This window comes from Actinomadura sp. BRA 177, assembly GCF_013372625.1.
Classification (GTDB): domain Bacteria; phylum Actinomycetota; class Actinomycetes; order Streptosporangiales; family Streptosporangiaceae; genus Spirillospora.
The window spans coordinates 1-16,281 of record NZ_JABXFD010000425.1 but is presented as its reverse complement, the minus strand read 5'-3'; the positions used below and the strand labels follow the sequence as shown (position 1 = coordinate 16,281).

The 16,281-nt window shown below is 72.7% G+C and carries 16 protein-coding genes; 6 read left to right on the top strand and 10 right to left on the bottom strand.

Annotated elements, in window-relative coordinates:
• The 4 genes from HUX53_RS25660 to HUX53_RS25645 all read right to left on the bottom strand — a co-directional run.
• A partial coding sequence (locus tag HUX53_RS25660) for a serine/threonine-protein kinase (protein WP_176405784.1) occupies nt 1–1,001 on the bottom strand: 1,001 nt, incomplete at its 3' end.
• Between the two features lie 121 nt (nt 1,002–1,122).
• Nucleotides 1,123–2,418, bottom strand: a complete 1,296-nt coding sequence (locus HUX53_RS25655; protein ID WP_176405783.1) for a DUF4389 domain-containing protein — start codon at nt 2,416–2,418, stop codon at nt 1,123–1,125.
• A 72-nt stretch (nt 2,419–2,490) separates the two neighbouring features.
• Nucleotides 2,491–3,453, bottom strand: a complete 963-nt coding sequence (locus HUX53_RS25650) for a quinone oxidoreductase (RefSeq protein WP_176405782.1) — start codon at nt 3,451–3,453, stop codon at nt 2,491–2,493.
• Between the two features lie 76 nt (nt 3,454–3,529).
• On the bottom strand, nt 3,530–4,207 hold the full coding sequence (locus HUX53_RS25645; RefSeq protein ID WP_176405781.1) for a TetR family transcriptional regulator: 678 nt from the start codon (nt 4,205–4,207) through the stop codon (nt 3,530–3,532).
• Nucleotides 4,208–4,518: 311 nt separating this feature from the next.
• On the opposite strand from HUX53_RS25645, the gene HUX53_RS25640 reads away from it, so the two are divergent.
• The 3 genes from HUX53_RS25640 to HUX53_RS25630 all read left to right on the top strand — a co-directional run bounded on the left by HUX53_RS25640 (nt 4,519) and on the right by HUX53_RS25630 (nt 8,505).
• Entirely contained in the window at nt 4,519–4,791 is a 273-nt protein-coding gene (locus tag HUX53_RS25640; protein ID WP_309237428.1) for a hypothetical protein, read from the top strand.
• Nucleotides 4,792–4,898: 107 nt separating this feature from the next.
• A complete protein-coding gene (locus HUX53_RS25635) occupies nt 4,899–5,174 on the top strand; it encodes a DUF6504 family protein (protein ID WP_176405780.1) in 276 nt (91 codons plus the stop codon).
• A 1-nt stretch (nt 5,175) separates the two neighbouring features.
• Complete coding sequence (locus tag HUX53_RS25630) at nt 5,176–8,505, top strand: DNA polymerase III subunit alpha (RefSeq protein ID WP_176405779.1); 3,330 nt, start codon at nt 5,176–5,178, stop codon at nt 8,503–8,505.
• Here the strand turns inward: HUX53_RS25630 and HUX53_RS25625 are convergent.
• The 5 genes from HUX53_RS25625 to HUX53_RS25610 form a co-directional block, all read right to left on the bottom strand.
• Entirely contained in the window at nt 8,502–9,182 is a 681-nt protein-coding gene (locus HUX53_RS25625; protein WP_176405778.1) for a DUF4328 domain-containing protein, read from the bottom strand. The two genes, HUX53_RS25630 and HUX53_RS25625, sit on opposite strands and share 4 nt — an antisense overlap.
• Before the next feature lie 115 nt (nt 9,183–9,297).
• The gene (locus tag HUX53_RS25620; RefSeq protein WP_309237427.1) at nt 9,298–9,630 is read right to left on the bottom strand and encodes a hypothetical protein; all 333 of its coding nucleotides are present in this window, start codon (nt 9,628–9,630) and stop codon (nt 9,298–9,300) included.
• Nucleotides 9,631–9,710: 80 nt separating this feature from the next.
• Nucleotides 9,711–10,202 carry a response regulator gene (locus HUX53_RS25615; protein ID WP_176405777.1) on the bottom strand — a complete coding sequence of 164 codons (492 nt, stop codon included), beginning with the start codon at nt 10,200–10,202 and terminating at the stop codon, nt 9,711–9,713.
• 27 nt (nt 10,203–10,229) lie between these two features.
• The gene (locus HUX53_RS41540) at nt 10,230–10,364 is read right to left on the bottom strand and encodes a hypothetical protein (protein ID WP_255205625.1); all 135 of its coding nucleotides are present in this window, start codon (nt 10,362–10,364) and stop codon (nt 10,230–10,232) included.
• A complete protein-coding gene (locus tag HUX53_RS25610) occupies nt 10,337–11,416 on the bottom strand; it encodes a histidine kinase (protein ID WP_309237426.1) in 1,080 nt (359 codons plus the stop codon). Before HUX53_RS25610 ends, HUX53_RS41540 begins: the two co-directional genes overlap by 28 nt.
• Before the next feature lie 277 nt (nt 11,417–11,693).
• Here HUX53_RS25610 and HUX53_RS25605 point away from each other — a divergent pair, with 277 nt between their 5' ends.
• A complete protein-coding gene (locus HUX53_RS25605) occupies nt 11,694–11,903 on the top strand; it encodes a hypothetical protein (protein ID WP_176405776.1) in 210 nt (69 codons plus the stop codon).
• 136 nt (nt 11,904–12,039) lie between these two features.
• Complete coding sequence (locus HUX53_RS25600) at nt 12,040–12,831, top strand: methyltransferase domain-containing protein (protein WP_176405775.1); 792 nt, start codon at nt 12,040–12,042, stop codon at nt 12,829–12,831.
• Nucleotides 12,832–12,987: 156 nt separating this feature from the next.
• On the opposite strand, the gene HUX53_RS25595 is transcribed toward HUX53_RS25600, so the two are convergent.
• The gene (locus HUX53_RS25595; protein WP_176405774.1) at nt 12,988–14,691 is read right to left on the bottom strand and encodes an acetolactate synthase large subunit; all 1,704 of its coding nucleotides are present in this window, start codon (nt 14,689–14,691) and stop codon (nt 12,988–12,990) included.
• Between the two features lie 398 nt (nt 14,692–15,089).
• Between HUX53_RS25595 and HUX53_RS25590 the strand changes: the two genes are divergently transcribed.
• Nucleotides 15,090–16,268: a peroxidase family protein gene (locus HUX53_RS25590; RefSeq protein WP_176405773.1), complete on the top strand. Its 1,179-nt coding sequence runs from the start codon at nt 15,090–15,092 to the stop codon at nt 16,266–16,268.
• The last annotated feature ends 13 nt before the right edge of the window (nt 16,269–16,281 follow it).

The following is a 16,281-nucleotide window of genomic DNA, read 5'->3' as shown; positions in this document are numbered from 1 at the left end:
TTGTGCGGTGTGTGACCGCTGGGGTTCGCGCATGTCCTCTTGGCGGGCGGGTGCAGAGGTGTATAAGGGACGGGGAACGCCGTGGGCGCGGCGGCCGCCGGCGTGGCCGGGCCCGCGCCGGGCTGGTGCCAGCCCGCCTGGACGGTCTCGGCGAGCGTCGCCGGGTCCGTCGTCCCGTTGCCGACGAGCCGCCCGAGCACCTCCTGGACGGACGGCCGGCGCCGCGGGTCCTTGTCGAGCGCGGCGGCGACGACGTCCCGCAGGCCGGGGTCGAGCCCGTCCAGCTTCGGCTTCTCGTGCACGACCCGGTAGAAGATCTCCGGGACCGTGTTGCCCGCGAACGGCGCGGACCCCGTCCCCGCGTAGGCGACGACGCAGCCCCACGAGAACACGTCGGACGCGGGGGACACCTGCTCGCCGCGCAGCAGCTCGGGCGGCAGGTAGTTCGGCGTCCCGACGAACTGGCCGGTGCGGGTGGGGCCGTCGGAGGCGTCCAGCGCCCGTGCGATGCCGAAGTCGATCACGCGCGGCCCGGTGGACGACAGCAGCACGTTCGCGGGCTTGAGGTCGCGGTGCACGATCCCGGCGCCGTGGATGGCGGCGAGCGCGGTGGCGACGCCGACCGCGACGCCCTCCAGGTCGGAGCCGGGCAGCGGGCCGCGCTCGGCGACGGCGCTCTCCAGGCTCGGGCCCTCGATGTACTCGGTGACGACGTACAGCGGGTCGCGGTCGAGTTCGGCGTCGATCACGGGCGCGGTGCAGAACCGGCGGACCTGCCGCGCCGCCGTCACCTCGCGCCGGAACCGCTCCCGGAACGCGCCCTCCCCGGCCAGCTCCCGGTTGATCACCTTCACCGCGACGCGCCGCCCGGCCGTGTCCTCACCGAGGTAGACCGTCCCCATGCCGCCCCGGCCGAGCCGTCCGGTCAGCCGGTAGGGGCCGAGCTCCGCGGGGTCCTCGGGGCGCAGGGCCTCACCGTTCTCTCCTGCGTGCGTGGTCATCGTGATCCTGAAAGGGGAGTCGGGGAGTGTTTCGTAGCACCTTAGTGGGCTGCCGTCATGAGGCGGGCGGAGCTCCCTTGAATGGTGGTGGGTGGGGGCTGGAGGACGGTGCAGGAAGCCCTCAGGGGGTTCGGCGGTCGCGGGGAAGAGTGCGGAACGGCGGGAGTTTCTCGCCGGTGAGCCCGAACGCGTACGCCACGACGCGGTTCGACCAGCGCTGGCAGCCGACGACCAGCCCGTACAGCGGGCGCGGGTAGCGGCCGGTGAAGGGGATCACCAGCCAGCTGAGCACCATCACGATCACCAGCAGCGCGTACATGGTCAGCATCACGACCAGGTGCGGGATGACCAGCAGGCCCCTGAGCAGCGTGAACCAGCGTCGCGGGCCGCGCCACGCGTCCGGGAAAGGCAGGTCGACCGTGACGATCTGCTCGCCGTCCGGCTCGGGTTCCGGCACAGGGGCGGGCTCGGGGACGGGCCGCGGCTGCGGAACCTCCACCTGCTGCACGGGTTCGGGTGCGGGCTCCGGCTCGGGAATGGGGTCCGGCCCCTGCCACGACATCGAGATCGTCTCGGCGGCGCGCTCCGGATCGGCCTGCTCCTGCCCGACGAGCCGGGTGAGGACCTGCCGCGCCGTCGGACGGGCCGCGGGGTCCTTGCTGAGCGCGGCGGTGACGATCTCGCGCAGCCGCGGATCGAGGCCGGCGAGGTCCGGGTCCTCGTGGCCGATGCGGTGGAACGTCTCCGCGACCGTCTTGCCGTGGAACGGGGGACGGCCCGTCCCGGCGTAGGCGACGACGCAGCCCCACGCGAACACGTCCGATGCCTGCTCGACCGGCTCGCCGCGCAGCACTTCGGGCGCGATGTAGGACGGTGTCCCCACGAACTGGCCCGTGCGGGTCGGCCCGTCGGGAGCGTCCAGGGCGCGGGCGATGCCGAAGTCGATGACGCGCGGCCCGGTGGCCGACAGCAGCACGTTCGCCGGCTTCAGATCGCGGTGCACGATCCCCGCGCCGTGGATCGCGGCGAGCGCGGTGGCGACGCCGACCGCGAGGCCCTCCAGGTCGGAGCCGGGCAGCGCGCCGCGCTCGGCGACGGCCTTCTCCAGGCTCGGCCCGTCGATGTACTCGGTGACGATGTAGGGCGGGTCCTGGTCGAGTTCGGCGTCCAGGACGGGCGCGGTGCAGAACCGGTGGACGCGCCGCGCCGCGGTCACCTCGCGGCGGAACCGCTCCAGGAACGCCGGCTCCCCGGCCAGGTCCCGGTTGACGACCTTCACCGCGACCCGCCGGCCGTCCGGCTCGGCGCCCAGGTAGACGGTGCCCATGCCGCCGCGGCCGAGCCGCCCGAGCAGGCGGTAGGGGCCGAGGACGCGGGGCTCGTCCTTCTCCAGGGGTCCGGCGGCGGTCGTCGTCATGGGGGGCGGCGCTCCTCGGAAGATCGTCTTTCCGGCCCAGCCTATGGGAGTCAGGAGGGTCGGAAGAGACGGTCAGGGAATCAGCAGGAGCTTGCCGGTGCTGCGCCGCGCCTCCAGATCGGCGTGTGCGGCGCCGGCCTCGGCTAGGTCGTAGCGGTGCCCGACGTGCACCTTTACGTCGCCTGACGCGACCCATCCGTAGACGTCGGCGGCGCGCTCCAGCAGTTCCTCGCGCTTCGCCACGAAGTGGCCGAGCGACGGCCGCGTCAGGTACACCGATCCGGCCTTGTTGAGCCGCTGCGGATCGAACGGCGGCACCGCGCCCCCGGCCGCGCCGAACAGCGCCAGCGTGCCGCGCGGCCGCAGGCTCGCCAGGCTCCCGTCGAACGTGGGCGCCCCGACACCGTCGTACACGGCGGCGACACCCTCGCCATCGGTCAGCTCCCTGACCCGGTCGGCGAAACCGTCGTAGTTCATCGTGACGTCCGCGCCCGCGTCCTTGGCGAGCTTCTCCTTCTCCGGGGTGGACGCCGTGCCGATGACGCGCGCGCCGAGCGCCTTGGCCACCTGGGTGAGCAGCAGGCCCATCCCGCCCGCCGCCGCGTGCACGAGGACGGTGTCGCCGGCCTGGATCGGGTACGTCGACCGGGTCAGGTAGTGCGCCGTCATGCCCTGCAGCAGTGATGCCGCCGCGTCCGCGAGCTCGACGCCGTCCGGGACGGGGACGACCTGGTCCGCCGCGACGACGGCCTTCTCCGCATAGGCGCCCTGCACGTTGGCCCAGGCCACGCGGTCGCCCGCCGAGAACTCGCGGACGCCGTCGCCGACCGCCGCGACCGTTCCCGCCGCCTCCACGCCCGGCGTGTACGGAAGCTCCTGCGGGTACGCGCCCGTCCGGTAGTACACGTCGATGAAGTTGACGCCGGCCGCCGCGACGTCGATCAGCACCTCGCCGGGGCCGGGCTCCGGGACGGGACGCTCCGCCGGCTCCATGACCTCGGGTCCGCCGGTCCGGGTGATGACGATCGCGCGCATGTGGTCCTCCTGCGGCTCGGATGGGGCGATCACGAGAACCGGGCGCCCCCTGGCGGCTATTCCACCGGCGGGACGGTCAAACCCAGTCGCGCATCGTCCGTCCCGCGAGCGTCACGGCCTCCTCCACCCGGGCCGCGACCGTCCCGGCGTCCCAGATCTCGCGGCGGGCGCACTCCTCGAACGCGACCTTGACCGCCGCCAGGTAGAACGCGACGACGATCCGCGGCCGCAGGTCGTGCTCCAGGTCGACGTCCTCGCGCCGCGCGATCTCGGTGGCGAGCGCGTCCGCCGACGCCGAGTACCTGGCCATCTGCGCGGCCATCAGCGACGGCGTCGACTCGATCACCTTGCGGGCGCGGCGGAACCTCGCGCCCTCGGCGGGGTCGCTCTCCGCGATCGTCCGCAGCACCACGCGCAGCGACTCGAACAGCGCGGTGAACGGCCGCTCGCTCGCCGGACGCGCCGCGAGCGCCTCGCCGAGCACCTGGTCGTGCTCGGCGAGGAAGCCGGTGACGACGTCCTCCTTGGTGGCGAAGTAGCGGAAGAACGTCCGCTGCGACACGTCCACCGCCGCGACGATCTCGTCGATCGTCGCGGCCTCGTAGCCCTTGGCGAGGAACAGCTCCAGGGCCGCGTCGATGAGCGCGAGCCGGGTCCGCTGCTTCTTGCGCTCGCGGAGCCCGGCCAGCGCGCGCTCCTGTGCCGGGGAACCTGACGTGGGGCCTGACGGGTCGCCGGCGGGGACGGCGCTCATCGGCTCGCTCCTTCTATCTGCCTGACGCGGGCACGGCCTGCCCGTCTTAAAAGAGGCTTTTATCACGGACGGACCCTCCGTATGCAGGGCGGGTTCCGGCCGCCGGAAGGCGCATTGGCGCACGCGGGGGCGGCGCGTCGCGTCCCTCCCCGGGAACCATCCCCGCGGGAACGGCAAACAGCCGTCCCACTCTCCGGATTCTCGCTGCGCAGCCGCCTTTTTCGGGTCATGCTGAAAGCCGGTCACCATTCGTCGCCGGATGATCGCCCAAGGTCATCGGGGACGATCCGGACCGTGATGAGGCGGCTGATGTGTCTGTAGTCGGTGGGCGCGGGATCGCCGAGACGCGCCGCAATCACCTCGCGGCGCTCGCGCGCGAGGTCGAGGCACGGGGGCTGGCCTGGCGGTTCGCCGGCCCCGACGAGTCGCTGCTGGCCGTCTACGGCCCGCGCACCGGCCGCCGCCTCATGGTGGTCGCGACCCCCGCCGGCGACGGCTGGTCCTACCTGTGGCCCGACGGCGGCCTGGCCGACGTGACCGACGTCGAGGCCGCCGCCGACCAACTGACCCGCCTGCTGACCTGATACCCGCCTTGCCCCCGGAGCGGCGCCTTCTCTAGACTCCGAGGCGAACGTTTGTTCGAATGACCGCATGTTCTTCCCCCGTGCGGTGAGCGCGAGGGGGAGGGCGGATGACACGCGTGTTCGGCGATCCGGTGGACGTCTGGGTGAGCGATGGGCGGCCGGTCCGGTTCGTCTGGCGCGGCCGGCTCTACGCCGTGCGGCGGGTGCTGGAGCACTGGGTCACGACCCGTGACTGGTGGCGGGAGCAGCAGCCCGCCGGCGAGGCCACCGGGGAGCGGGAGTTCTGGCGGGTCGAGGCGACCCCGGACAGGGAGATCGGCGTCTACGAGCTGCGCTACGACGTGGCCGCCGACAGCTGGCTGCTCTCCCGGGTATGGGACTGACGTGCACATTCATGTCGCTTCGGGCTATTCGCTCCGGTACGGCGTCGCAGCACCGGCGGCGCTGGCGGAGCGCGCGGCGGGCCTCGGTATGGAGACGCTGGCGCTGACCGACCGGGACGGGCTGTACGGCGCCGTCCGTCACGTCCGGTCATGTGCGGAGATGGGGATCGGGGCCGTCGTCGGCGCCGATCTGCGGGTCGCCTCGACGGGTGAGGAACGCGTCGTGGTGCTCGCCGAGGGGCGGGCCGGGTGGCGGTCGCTGTGCCGGCTGGTGTCGGCGGCGCACGCGGCGGGCGAGCGCGGGAACCCCGTGGTGACGCGGGAGATGGTCGGCGCGCACGCCGAGGGGCTCATCGTGCTGCTCGGCCCGGCGTCCGACGTTGGACGGGCCATTGGCGGACGGCGTCCGGACGTCGCGGCGGCGCGGCTGGACGACTGGCGCGCCACGGCCGAGACCGTGATCGAGATCGTGAACCACTACGGCAGGGGGGAGGGGCCGCGCGCCGCCCGGATGCTGGCGCTCGCCCGCGAGGCCGGGGTGCCGGCGGTGCTCGGCAACGCCGTCCGGTACCTGGATCCGGCCGATCACCCGGTCGCGCAGGTGCTGGACGTGACGCGCAAGCTCGTCCCGCTGGACCGGCGCCATCTCGACGACCACACCGGGCACGCCTATCTCAAGTCGATTCCGGAGATGCGGCAGGTCGCGGAGCTCAGTTGCGGCGCGGAGGAGGCCGAGGCGCTGATCGGCGCGACGCGGAGGCTCTCCGAGCGGTGTGTGCTGGAGGCCGGTCGTGATCTCGGGATGGACGACGTCCACCTGCCGGCCGTGGAAGGCGATCCCTACGCGCGGCTCGTCGCGCGGTGCGGGGAGGGGATGGCCCGGCGCGGGCTCGAAGGGGCGCGCAGGGCTGTCGACCGGCTCGACGCGGAACTCGGTGTCATCGCCCGGAAGGGGCTGGCGCCGTACTTCCTCACGGTCGCGGACGCCGCCGCGCTGATCCGGGAGCGCGGCATCCGCTGCGCGATCCGCGGCTCGGGCGCGGGCAGCCTGGTCAACTACCTGCTCGGCATCGGCGACCTCGACCCGCTGCGGCACGACCTGCTCATGGAGCGGTTCCTCGCCGACAGCCGCGAGGGGCTGCCCGACATCGACCTGGACGTGGAGTCGGCGCGGCGGCTGGAGGCGTACCGGGCGCTGTTCGACCGGTTCGGCGCCGACAGCACGGCGTGCGTGTCGATGATGGAGACCTACCGGGCGCGCAGCGCGCTCCGCGACGTCGGCAACGCGATGGGCCTCCCGCCGGCGGAGATCGACGCGATCGCCAAGGCGTTCCCGCGGATCCGGGCGAGCCAGATCCGCACGGCGCTGGACGACCTGCCCGAGCTGCGGCAGAGCAACCTGGCGGCGGGCCGCCTGGAGGTGCTGTTCCGCATCGCCGAGCGGCTGGACGGCCTGCCCCGCCACATCGCCATGCACCCGTGCGGCGTCCTGCTGTCGAACCCGACGCTGCGCGACCGGACGCCGGTCGAGCAGGCCGCCGCCGGGTTCCCGATGAGCCAGTTCGACAAGGACGACGTCGAGGCGATGGGCCTGCTCAAGCTCGACGTCCTCGGCGTGCGGATGCAGTCGGCGCTGGCGCACGCGGTCGCGGAGGTCGCGCGGGTCTCGGGGGAGGAGATCGCCCTGGAGGACGTCCCGCGCGACGATCCCGCGACGTTCGCGCTGATCCGCACGTCCCGCACGCTGGGCTGCTTCCAGATCGAGTCGCCCGGCCAGCGGGACCTCGTCGGCCGGCTCCAGCCGCGCGACCTGGACGACCTGGTCATCGACATCTCGCTGTTCCGGCCGGGCCCGGTCAACTCCGACATGGTGTCGCCGTTCCTGGAGTCGCGCGCCGGGACCCGCGAGCCCGCCTACCCGCATCCCGACCTCGAACCGGCGCTGCGGGAGAGCCTCGGCGTGGTCGTCTTCCACGAGCAGGTGCTCCGCGTCGTCGACGTGATGACCGGATGCGGCCTGTCGCAGGCGGAGGCGGCGCGGCGGAGCCTCGGCGACGAGCGGGGCCAGGCCGTGGTCGGCGCGTGGTTCCGGGAGCGGGCGCTGGCGCGCGGCTACGACGAGCCGACCGTCGACCGCGTCTGGCGGACGCTGACCGCGTTCGGCGCGTTCGGCTTCTGCAAGGCGCACGCGGCGTCGTTCGCGCTGCCCACCTACCAGTCGGCCTGGATGAAACGGCACCACACGGCCGCCTTCTACGCGGGCGTCCTCACCCATGATCCCGGCATGTATCCGAAGCGGGTCATCCTGGACGACGCGCGGCATTTCGGCGTCCCGATCCTGCCGCTGGACGTCAACCGCTCGGCCGCCGAGTGGCACGCCGAACCCATCTCCGCGGGCGGCGCGACCGGGATCCGGGTGGCGTTGAGCGAGGTCAAGGGCATCTCCGACCGGGAGGTCGGCAAGATCGTCGAGGCCCGGCCGTACGGGTCGCTGACCGACTTCTGGCACCGCGCCCGCGTGTCCCGGCCGACCGCCGAGCGGCTCGTGCTGGCCGGGGCGTTCGACACCGTCCACGGCGCCGTCCCGCGCCGCGACCTGCTCTGCCGCGTCGGCGCCCTGGACCGCGCCACCGCCCGCACCGCCCCGGTCGAAGGCCAGCTGCCCCTCGCCGACGACGCCGGCCTGGAGATCGACCTGGCCGAGCGGATCCCGGCGGGGGAGCTGCCGCCGATGACGCCCGCCGAGATCGTCGAGGCGGAGCTGGACATCCTCGGCATGGACGTGAGCCGGCACGTCCTGACCTTCTACGACGGGCTGCTCGCCGCGCTCGGCGTCGTCCGCGCCGCCGACCTGCCGGGACGCCCCGACAAGAGTGAGGTCCTGGTCGCCGGGGTCAAGGTCGCCACGCAGACCCCGGCCGTCCGGTCGGGGCAGCGCGTCATCTTCGCCACGCTGGACGACGCGACCGGCCCCGTCGACCTCACGTTCTTCGAGTCGGTGCAGGACCGGTGCGCCGCCACCGTGTTCGGCGCCTGGCTGCTCGTCGCCCGCGGCCGTATCCGCCATGCCGGGGACCGCGCCGTCTCGATCACCGCGAGCGCCTGCTGGGACCTGAACGTCCTGCACGAGGAGTGGCGCCGGGGCGGGCCGGACGCCGTCCGCGCCGCCATGGCCGGCACGGCCTCGCACGGCCGCCCGGTCGGGCGCCGCGTCGTCCACCCGACGGGCTTCGCGACGTCCCCGTACGCCGACATCGGGCACGCGGGCCCCGCCATCAAGCGTCCCCCGAGGGGCGCCCTCTGGCACACCAGCCCGGGCAGCTCCGGTTAGCTCTCGCGGACGAGCTGGAGGCGGGTGATCTGGAAGACGGTGGCCATGCAGAGGGCGGCGGCGAGCGCCTGGAACGCGGCGGCGGCGACGCCGAGGTGCACGTCGAAGCGCGCCTCGGCGAGCGTGTTCACGCTGCCGTGCGTGAACGCGTGGCCGAGGAGCAGCCCGAGGAGCGCGCAGACCCACCAGCCCGCCACGACGAGCCCGGCGGCCTGGCGTTCGGCCGTCCGGTACCGGCCACTGTTCACCCAGACCTCGTACACCACCCGGGGCGGCACCCACAGGTTCACGACGGGCACCAGCCAGCCGAGCAGCACCCAGGCGCGGTGGTGCCGGTGCGGCCCCGGCGACTGCCGGAACGCCCGCCACAGCCAGGGCAGGTAGAGCAGCCCGGTGACCCCGGCCATGATCGCGCCGATCGTGAACACCTCGCCGTAGGGGGCGAGGGCCTGGCCGGTGGCCACCGCGTCGTAGCTGTCGTGCGTCGCCCCGCGCAGTGGATGCGCCAGCCTGAGCAGGCTGATCCCCGCGCCGAGCGCGACGAACGCGTTGAAGCCGAGCAGCATGAACACGGCCACGCCGACCGCCCGGAAGTCGCGGCGGCGCGCCCACGCACCGCATGCCGGGCACCGGTCGACCTCCGTCGGGATGATGTCGCCGCACAGCGCGCACGGCATGGGTCCACCTCCCCTGGTTTCAGCGGTTGGCCTTTGCGGTCGCTTGCTTTGGATACTACGTACGTTTGACTGACCGGGCCCAAGAAGGGTTCACCCCGGCATGGCTCTGGAAACGTCACGGGTGGAACACGAACCACATGGCGGCGGCGGTCGCGGCGGCGGTTCCGGCGGCCCACGCGGCGAGCCGGCCGAGGCCGCCCGTGGCCAGCAGCCGCTCGGGACGGAACCCGGTCACGGCGAGCAGCGCCCACCACTCGGCGGTGAGCGCGACCGTCGCGTACAGCGACCCGAAGCCGATCAGCGAGAAGAGCAGGACGGTCCCGGCCGGGGTCGCGACGTGCGCGAACAGCGAGGGGCCGCGCGCCGGCCCGTGCACGCCGCGGCGCAGCCCGAGCAGGACGGCCGCCCAGCCGACGCCGCCCAGCGCCCAGATGACCAGGACGGTCACGGGCAGCCCGTGCAGCGACTCCGGTGCCAGTGCCGTCTTCCTTCCCCGAGTGTCCCGTATCCGTGCCCGTTGCCCGCGGGTCAGGTCATGAGACCCGACTCCCACGCCCAGGCGGCCGTCTCCACCCGGTTCCGGGTGGCCAGCTTGCGGTGGACGCTCCCGAGATGCGTCTTGACCGTGGACAGCGACACCAGCGACCCGCCGCTCGCCGCAGCGCGGACCGCCTCCACCAGCAGCGCGGGCCCGCTGTCCTTCAGCAGGAACCCGGCCGCGCCGCCGCGCAGCGCCCCGTACACGTACTCGTCCATGTCGAACGTGGTGACGATCACGATGCGGGGCGGGTCGGGGACGCCCGGCCCGGCCAGCGCGCGGGTCGCCTCCAGGCCGTCCATCTTCGGCATCCGGATGTCGAACAGGCACACGTCGGGACGGAGCCGGCGGGCCAGCGCGACGGCCTCGGCGCCGTCGGCGGCCTCCCCGACGACCGCCATGTCGGGCTGCGAGTCGACGATCATCCGGAACCCGGTCCGGACCATCTGCTGATCGTCGGCGACAAGTACGCGGATGGCCACAACGCCGATTCTGTCAGCATTCGCCGATCACCGCTCCCCGCCCGGCAGCACCGCGACGACCTCCCAGCCGCCCTCCGGGCGCGGGCCCGCGTGCAGCCGCCCGCCGAGCGCGCCGACCCGCTCGGCCAGCCCGGTCAGCCCGAACCCGCCGGACGGCAGCATCCGGCCGCGGCCCCGCGCGTCGTCCCGTACCGCCACCTCGACGCCGCCGCCGACCCGGCCGAGGGTGACCCGCACGGCCTCGCCGTCGGCGGCGTGCTTGCGATGTTGGTCAGCGCCTCCTGCACGACGCGGTGGGCCGACGCCGCCACCTCGGGCGGCAGCGCGCCGAGGCCGGGCGCCAGCGACAGCGTCGTCGGCGGGTGGGTGAACCCGGCGACGAGGTCGCGGAGCTGCGCGAGGTCCCCGACGGGACGGGTGGTCGAGCCGTCGTCCCCGAGGGCGTCCCCGTCCGGCGCGTTGACGTGCTGCGCGTCCCGCAGCAGGCCGACCATGCGGCGCATCGAGGTCAGCGCCTCCGTGCCGGCCTTCTCGATGCCGCCGAACATCGTGTCGAGGTCCTCCGGCGACTGCCCCGCCCCCGCCTGCGCCGCGAACCGCGCCGCCTGCGCCTGGACGACGATGCCCGTCACATGGTGGGCGACGAAGTCGTGCAGGTCGCGGGCCAGCTCCAGCCGCTCGTCCCGGCGCGCCGCCGCCAGCGACCGGGACCGGCGCGCGTCGAGGGCGCGCAGGTAGAGGCCGACGCCGAGGGCGATCGCCACGGTGATGCCGAGCGGCGCGGTGAACAGCGCGGCGGCGAACACCGACCAGCGCAGCGGCGTCGCGAGGACCGCCGCGCCGAGCAGGAACGCCAGCGGGACGAGCCGATCGCGGGGCGTCTTCCACACGACCCGCGCGATCACGATCAGCAGGCCGCCGATCTCCGCGAACACGCTCGGGGTGCCCCAGTCCGGCCGGACCGCCGTCCCGAGGTACAGGGTCGTGAACGCCGACAGGGCTCCGGCGGCGACCGCCCATGGAACGAGCCGTCCGGAGATCGCCGCGACGTTGGCGACGGCGGCGACGACCACCATCCACACGATGGGGGCGTTCGCGAGCCCGATGCCCAGGCAGACCAGCAGGAACAGGCCCGCGAACGCCGCGTAGGCGATGCGCACCACGCAGCCGCCCACCGAGTGGATGCGGTCCAGCCCTGCCCCTACGTCGCTCACGCTCAAGCAGGGTACGGCCCGTCGCGGGATGCCGGATCGACCGTTCGGCCGATCCCTGCCGTCCGCCGGCCCCTGCCCGAACGCGCAGCCCGCCCGGACAGTCGAATAAGTATTCGAAAATGTCAGAGGTAGCTCGTAGCGTTGGCCGCGTGACTTGGGCGACACCTGGGAACAGATGTCGAACCGAGTGGCTTGTAATGACGTACTTAGGGGTATGTGACAACCGGTGGCACCCGCACTGGAGCGGCCCACCGGGGTTCAAGGAAGGGGTGTTGGCATGAGCGCAGCGACCGGCACGTTCCATCTCTCCCACCCGCGGCTCGACGGGCCCGCTGAGCGGACCGTCGTGGAGCCGTGGCTCACCGAGCTTTCGCACGCGTCGCTGAACGCCTATGCCGAGCCCGCGCCCGCGCTGGCCCCGGTCGAGGCCCTGCCGATGAGGCCGCGGCCCGTGCCCGCCCGCCGCCGGATCGCCGCGGCGGCCTGACGGACCGGCGAGAAGGGGATCGAGACTCCTCGATCCCCTTTTCTCATGCCCGCCCGTCTCACATATTGATATTCAGTTCTCAAACTATGAGAAAGCGGCGTAGTGTCGGGGCACCGGACACAGAGAGGTGATCCCGATGCCGGCCTACACCCACGGCCACCACACGACCGTCCTGAGCTCGCACCAGTGGCGGACGGTCGAGAACTCCGCCGCCTACCTGATCGAGCACCTGCGCCCCGGCCTGTCCGTGCTGGACGTCGGCTGCGGCCCCGGCACGATCACCGCCGGCCTGGCCGAACGCGTCGCCCCGGGGCGCGTCGTCGCCGCCGACTCCGCCGAGACCGTCCTGGACGAGGCCCGCAAGAGCACCGCCGCCCTGGACAACGTCGAGTTCGCGGTCGCCGACGTCCACGCCCTGGACTTCCCCGACGACACCTTCGACATCGTCCACGCCCACCAGGTCCTGCAGCACGTCGCCGACCCCGTCCAGGCCCTGCGCGAGATGCGCCGCGTCACCCGGCCCGGCGGCGTCGTCGCCGCCCGCGACGCCGACTTCGGCACGATGATCTGGTATCCGCGGCCGCCCGCCATGGACGCCTGGCTGCCCGTCTACTACAAGGTGGCCCGCGGCAACGGCGGCGAGCCCGACGCCGGCCGCCGCCTGGTCTCCTGGGCCCGCGCCGCCGGCTTCACCGACGTCACCGCGTCCGCCTCCGCCTGGTGCTACGCCACGCCGGACGAACGCGAATGGTGGAGCGAGTCCTGGGGCGGCCGCCTGAGCAACTCAGCGGTCGCCGACCAGGCCGTGGCCGGCGGCCACGCGACCCGCGAAGAACTCCAGAAGATCTACGCGGGCTGGAAGGAGTGGGCCGCCGCCGAAGACGGCTGGTACTCGGTCACCCACGGCGAGATCCTCTGCCGCCCCTGACCGCTCAGCGGCGCTTCACGGCCATGGGGAGCGACGTGAACCCGCGGACGTAGGGGGTGCGCGGCCGCCGTCCCGCCGCCGGGTCCAGCTCGAAGGCGGCGATGCGGGCCACCATCTCCTCCAGGACGACCCTGGGCCGGAAGCGGCCACGGCCTGTCAGAAGGGGTCGGTGAGTTCGCCCAGCTTGTCGGTCAGCTGGAGGTTGTGGGAGTAGTCGACCTGGACGGTGACGACGGAGACCGCGTCCTCGGCCAGGGCCTTGCGGAGGGTGGGGAGCAGGTCGCCGGCGGACTCCACGCGGTGGCCGCGGGCGCCGAAGCTCTCCGCGTACCGCACGAAGTCGGGGTTGCCGAACCTGATGTGGGAACTGGTGCCGAGGTCGAGGTCCATCTTCCACTCGATCAGCCCGTAGGCGGAGTCGTCCCAGATCAGGACGGTGATCGGGATGTTCTCCCGGACGGCCGTCTCCAGCTCCTGGGAGTTCATCAGGAACGCGCCGTCGCCCGTCGCGGCGAGCACGTTCCGGTCGGGGTGCGCGAGCTTCGCGGCGATCGCGCCCGGCACGGAGAAGCCCATGGACGACAGGCCGTTGGAGACGATCAGGGTGTTCGGCTCGTACGTCGGATACATGCGGGCCATCCACATCTTTACCGCGCCGGTGTCGGCGAGGACGATGTCCTTGCGGCCCATGGCGGCGCGGATGTCGGCGACGATGCGGCGCGGGGAGAGCGGGTGGCCGTCCTCGGTGGCGCCCTCGGCCAGCTCCTCGCCCAGCATCTCGCGGATCCGATGGGACGTCGAGCGGAGCTCGTCCCTTGAATGGTGGTGGGTGGGGGCTGGAGGACGGTCGTTGGCGTCGAAGCGGCGGTGGACGGTGTCGGCGAGGGCGGTCAGCGACGGGGAGATGTCGCCCTGGACGCCGACCGCGACGGCGTAGTGGTCGTCGACCTCGGCGGGGAACTGGTGGATGTGGATGATCTTCTTGTCGGCCGCCGGGTTGATCTTGACGGGGTCGAACTCCTGCAGCTCGTAGCCGACGGTGATCAGCACGTCCGCCTCGTCGAAGCCGAAGTTGACGTAGTCGTGCCGCATGAAGCCGACGGCGCCGAGGGCGTTGCGGTGGTCGTCCGGGAAGACGCCCTTGCCGTTGAACGTGGTCGCGACCGGCAGCCCGAGGTGTTCGGAGAAGTAGACCAGCGCGTCGCTCGCGCCGGCGCGGGTCGCGCCGTGGCCGGCGAGGACGATCGGCCGCCGGGCGAGCGCGAGCACGTCGGCGGCGCGGGCGAGCTGGGACGGCGACGGCTCCTGCGTCCGGACGACGTTCAGCGGCAGCGGCGCGAGGTCGGGGGAGACCTTCGCGGCCTCCACGTCCTCCGGGATGGCCAGGTAGACGGCGCCGGGACGTTCGGTCTGCGCGGTCTTGAACGCCTTGCGCACCATCTCGGGCAGCGCCTCGGCGCGCGGCGCCAGCTCCGCCCACTTGGTGATCGGGCGGAACAGCGAGACGAGGTCGATGACCTGGTGCGACTCCTTGTAGATGCGGTCGAGGCCGACCTGCGCGGAGATCGCGACGACGGGCGTGCTGTTGGTGGTCGCGTCGGCGACGCCGAGCTGCAGGTTGATCGCGCCGGGGCCGAGCGTCGCGGACGCCACGCCGGCGCGGCCGGTGAGCCGGCCGTAGATCTCGGCCATGAACGCCGCGCCCTGCTCGTGCCGGACGAGGATGTAGCGGATCGACGAGTCGTTCAGGGCATGGACGAAATGGATGTTCTCCTCGCCCGGGATGCCGAAGACGTATTCGACGCCCTCCGCCTCAAGCGTCCTGACCAGCAGGCGGGCGGCGTCTTGCTGCGTGGACATCGTGTGTCCCATCTCCAGTCGCGTGTCTCTGGGTGCCTTTGGTGCAGCACCCGGACCGGTACCCCCATTCCGCGCCGTGATGTGGAGTTGATCTCAGTCGGCCGGCTCCGGGCGGCGGTTCCTGCCGGACGGTGACCGCCGGGGCCGGATGCGGCCACTTCGAGGCCGGGAGCGTCCGGCCGTTCCGGTGATCATCTGAGGCGTCCATCCAGGGTAATCCGGACATTAGCCGTGACAGATACTCGTCAACCATCAGTCGGAAATACCCGGAAACTCCTGCCCTTGCCTTGACTCATCCAGTTTCTGGCTATCGTGATCAAAGTCAGGGGGATGGAATCCGTCGACTCCCCGCATCCGGATTCCGCTCAACGGGGACATGTATCGAAAGGAATCTGGGCGTGTCCGTATCTCATGGCATGCCGTCGGGGGCCCTCGCCATCGCCGGCGGTGCGACGAGCGGAAGCTTCGGCAGGATGTTTCCGCAGCTCACACCGCGCCGCTCCACCGGGCTGGAGACGGCGCTCCGCTTCGGTGCTCCCGGCGGGCTGATGGACGGCGGAGACACGACCGACGACCAGCTCGACCCCGAGCTGCCGGCCGGCTTCACCTTTTTCGGCCAGCTGATGGACCACGATCTGACGCTGGACGTCCTGTCGCAGCTCGGTGAGCAGAACGACCCGCGCCGCAACATCGACTTCCGGACGCCGCGGCTCGAACTGGACAACGTGTACGGGGCCGGGCCGGTCGTCAGCCCGCAGCTCTACGACGGCTCACGGGAGGGCCGGCTGGCGCTCGGCGCCGACGGGGCCGACCTCGCGCGGACCGGGCAGGGCCTCGCGCTCATCGGCGACCCGCGCAACGACGAGAACATGCTCCTCGCCCAGCTCCATCTGGCGATGATCAAGTTCCACAACCGGGTCACCGACCTGCTCGTCGCGGGGCAGATCACGGACGCCTTCGGGGCGGCACTGCCGCCGCTGCCGCCGGACGAGCCGCCGACGCAGCAGCCGGGAGTGCCGCTCGACCAGCTGCTGGACGTGTCGAACTACTTCGACACGCTGTTCGCGTCCGCGCGGCGGCTGGTCCGCTGGCACTACCAGTGGATCATCGTGCACGAGTTCCTGCCGCGCTTCGGCGAGCCCGAGGTCGTGCGGGACGTCGAGGAGAACGGGTGCCGGTTCTTCCGGCCGGGCGGCACGCCGTTCATCCCGCTGGAGTTCGCCGCCGCGGCGTTCCGGTTCGGGCACGCGACGATCCGCTCCACCTACCGGGTCAACGAGGACTTCACCGGCAAGATCTTCCCGGACGACCCGGACAGCCCCTCGCTGCCGCGCACCGACCTGCGGGGCGGGCCCGTCGCACCGGAGAACGCGGTCGACTGGCGGTTCTTCTTCCAGGCGTCCAAGGAGATCAGGCCGCAAACCACACGGCGGCTCCAGGCCTCGCTCAACACGCAGCTGCTGGACCTGCCCGTCTCCGCGGTGCCGGGCGCTCGCGAGGGCGCGCTGGCGCGGGGCGTTGTCCGGGGTGGCGCGGTGGGCTTGGGGTGCCCGTCTGCAGCAGTGCTGTCGCTTTAACACATCTGACGCT

Coding starts and splice junctions, on each gene's coding strand:
- HUX53_RS25655 (WP_176405783.1), bottom strand. CDS start 2,418: ATGACGACGACCGCCGCCGGACCCCTGGAGAAGGACGAGCCCCGCGTC.
- HUX53_RS25650 (WP_176405782.1), bottom strand. CDS start 3,453: ATGCGCGCGATCGTCATCACCCGGACCGGCGGACCCGAGGTCATGGAG.
- HUX53_RS25645 (WP_176405781.1), bottom strand. CDS start 4,207: ATGAGCGCCGTCCCCGCCGGCGACCCGTCAGGCCCCACGTCAGGTTCC.
- HUX53_RS25635 (WP_176405780.1), top strand. CDS start 4,899: ATGACACGCGTGTTCGGCGATCCGGTGGACGTCTGGGTGAGCGATGGG.
- HUX53_RS25625 (WP_176405778.1), bottom strand. CDS start 9,182: ATGCCGTGCGCGCTGTGCGGCGACATCATCCCGACGGAGGTCGACCGG.
- HUX53_RS41540 (WP_255205625.1), bottom strand. CDS start 10,364: ATGCTGCCGTCCGGCGGGTTCGGGCTGACCGGGCTGGCCGAGCGGGTC.
- HUX53_RS25605 (WP_176405776.1), top strand. CDS start 11,694: ATGAGCGCAGCGACCGGCACGTTCCATCTCTCCCACCCGCGGCTCGAC.
- HUX53_RS25600 (WP_176405775.1), top strand. CDS start 12,040: ATGCCGGCCTACACCCACGGCCACCACACGACCGTCCTGAGCTCGCAC.
- HUX53_RS25595 (WP_176405774.1), bottom strand. CDS start 14,691: ATGTCCACGCAGCAAGACGCCGCCCGCCTGCTGGTCAGGACGCTTGAG.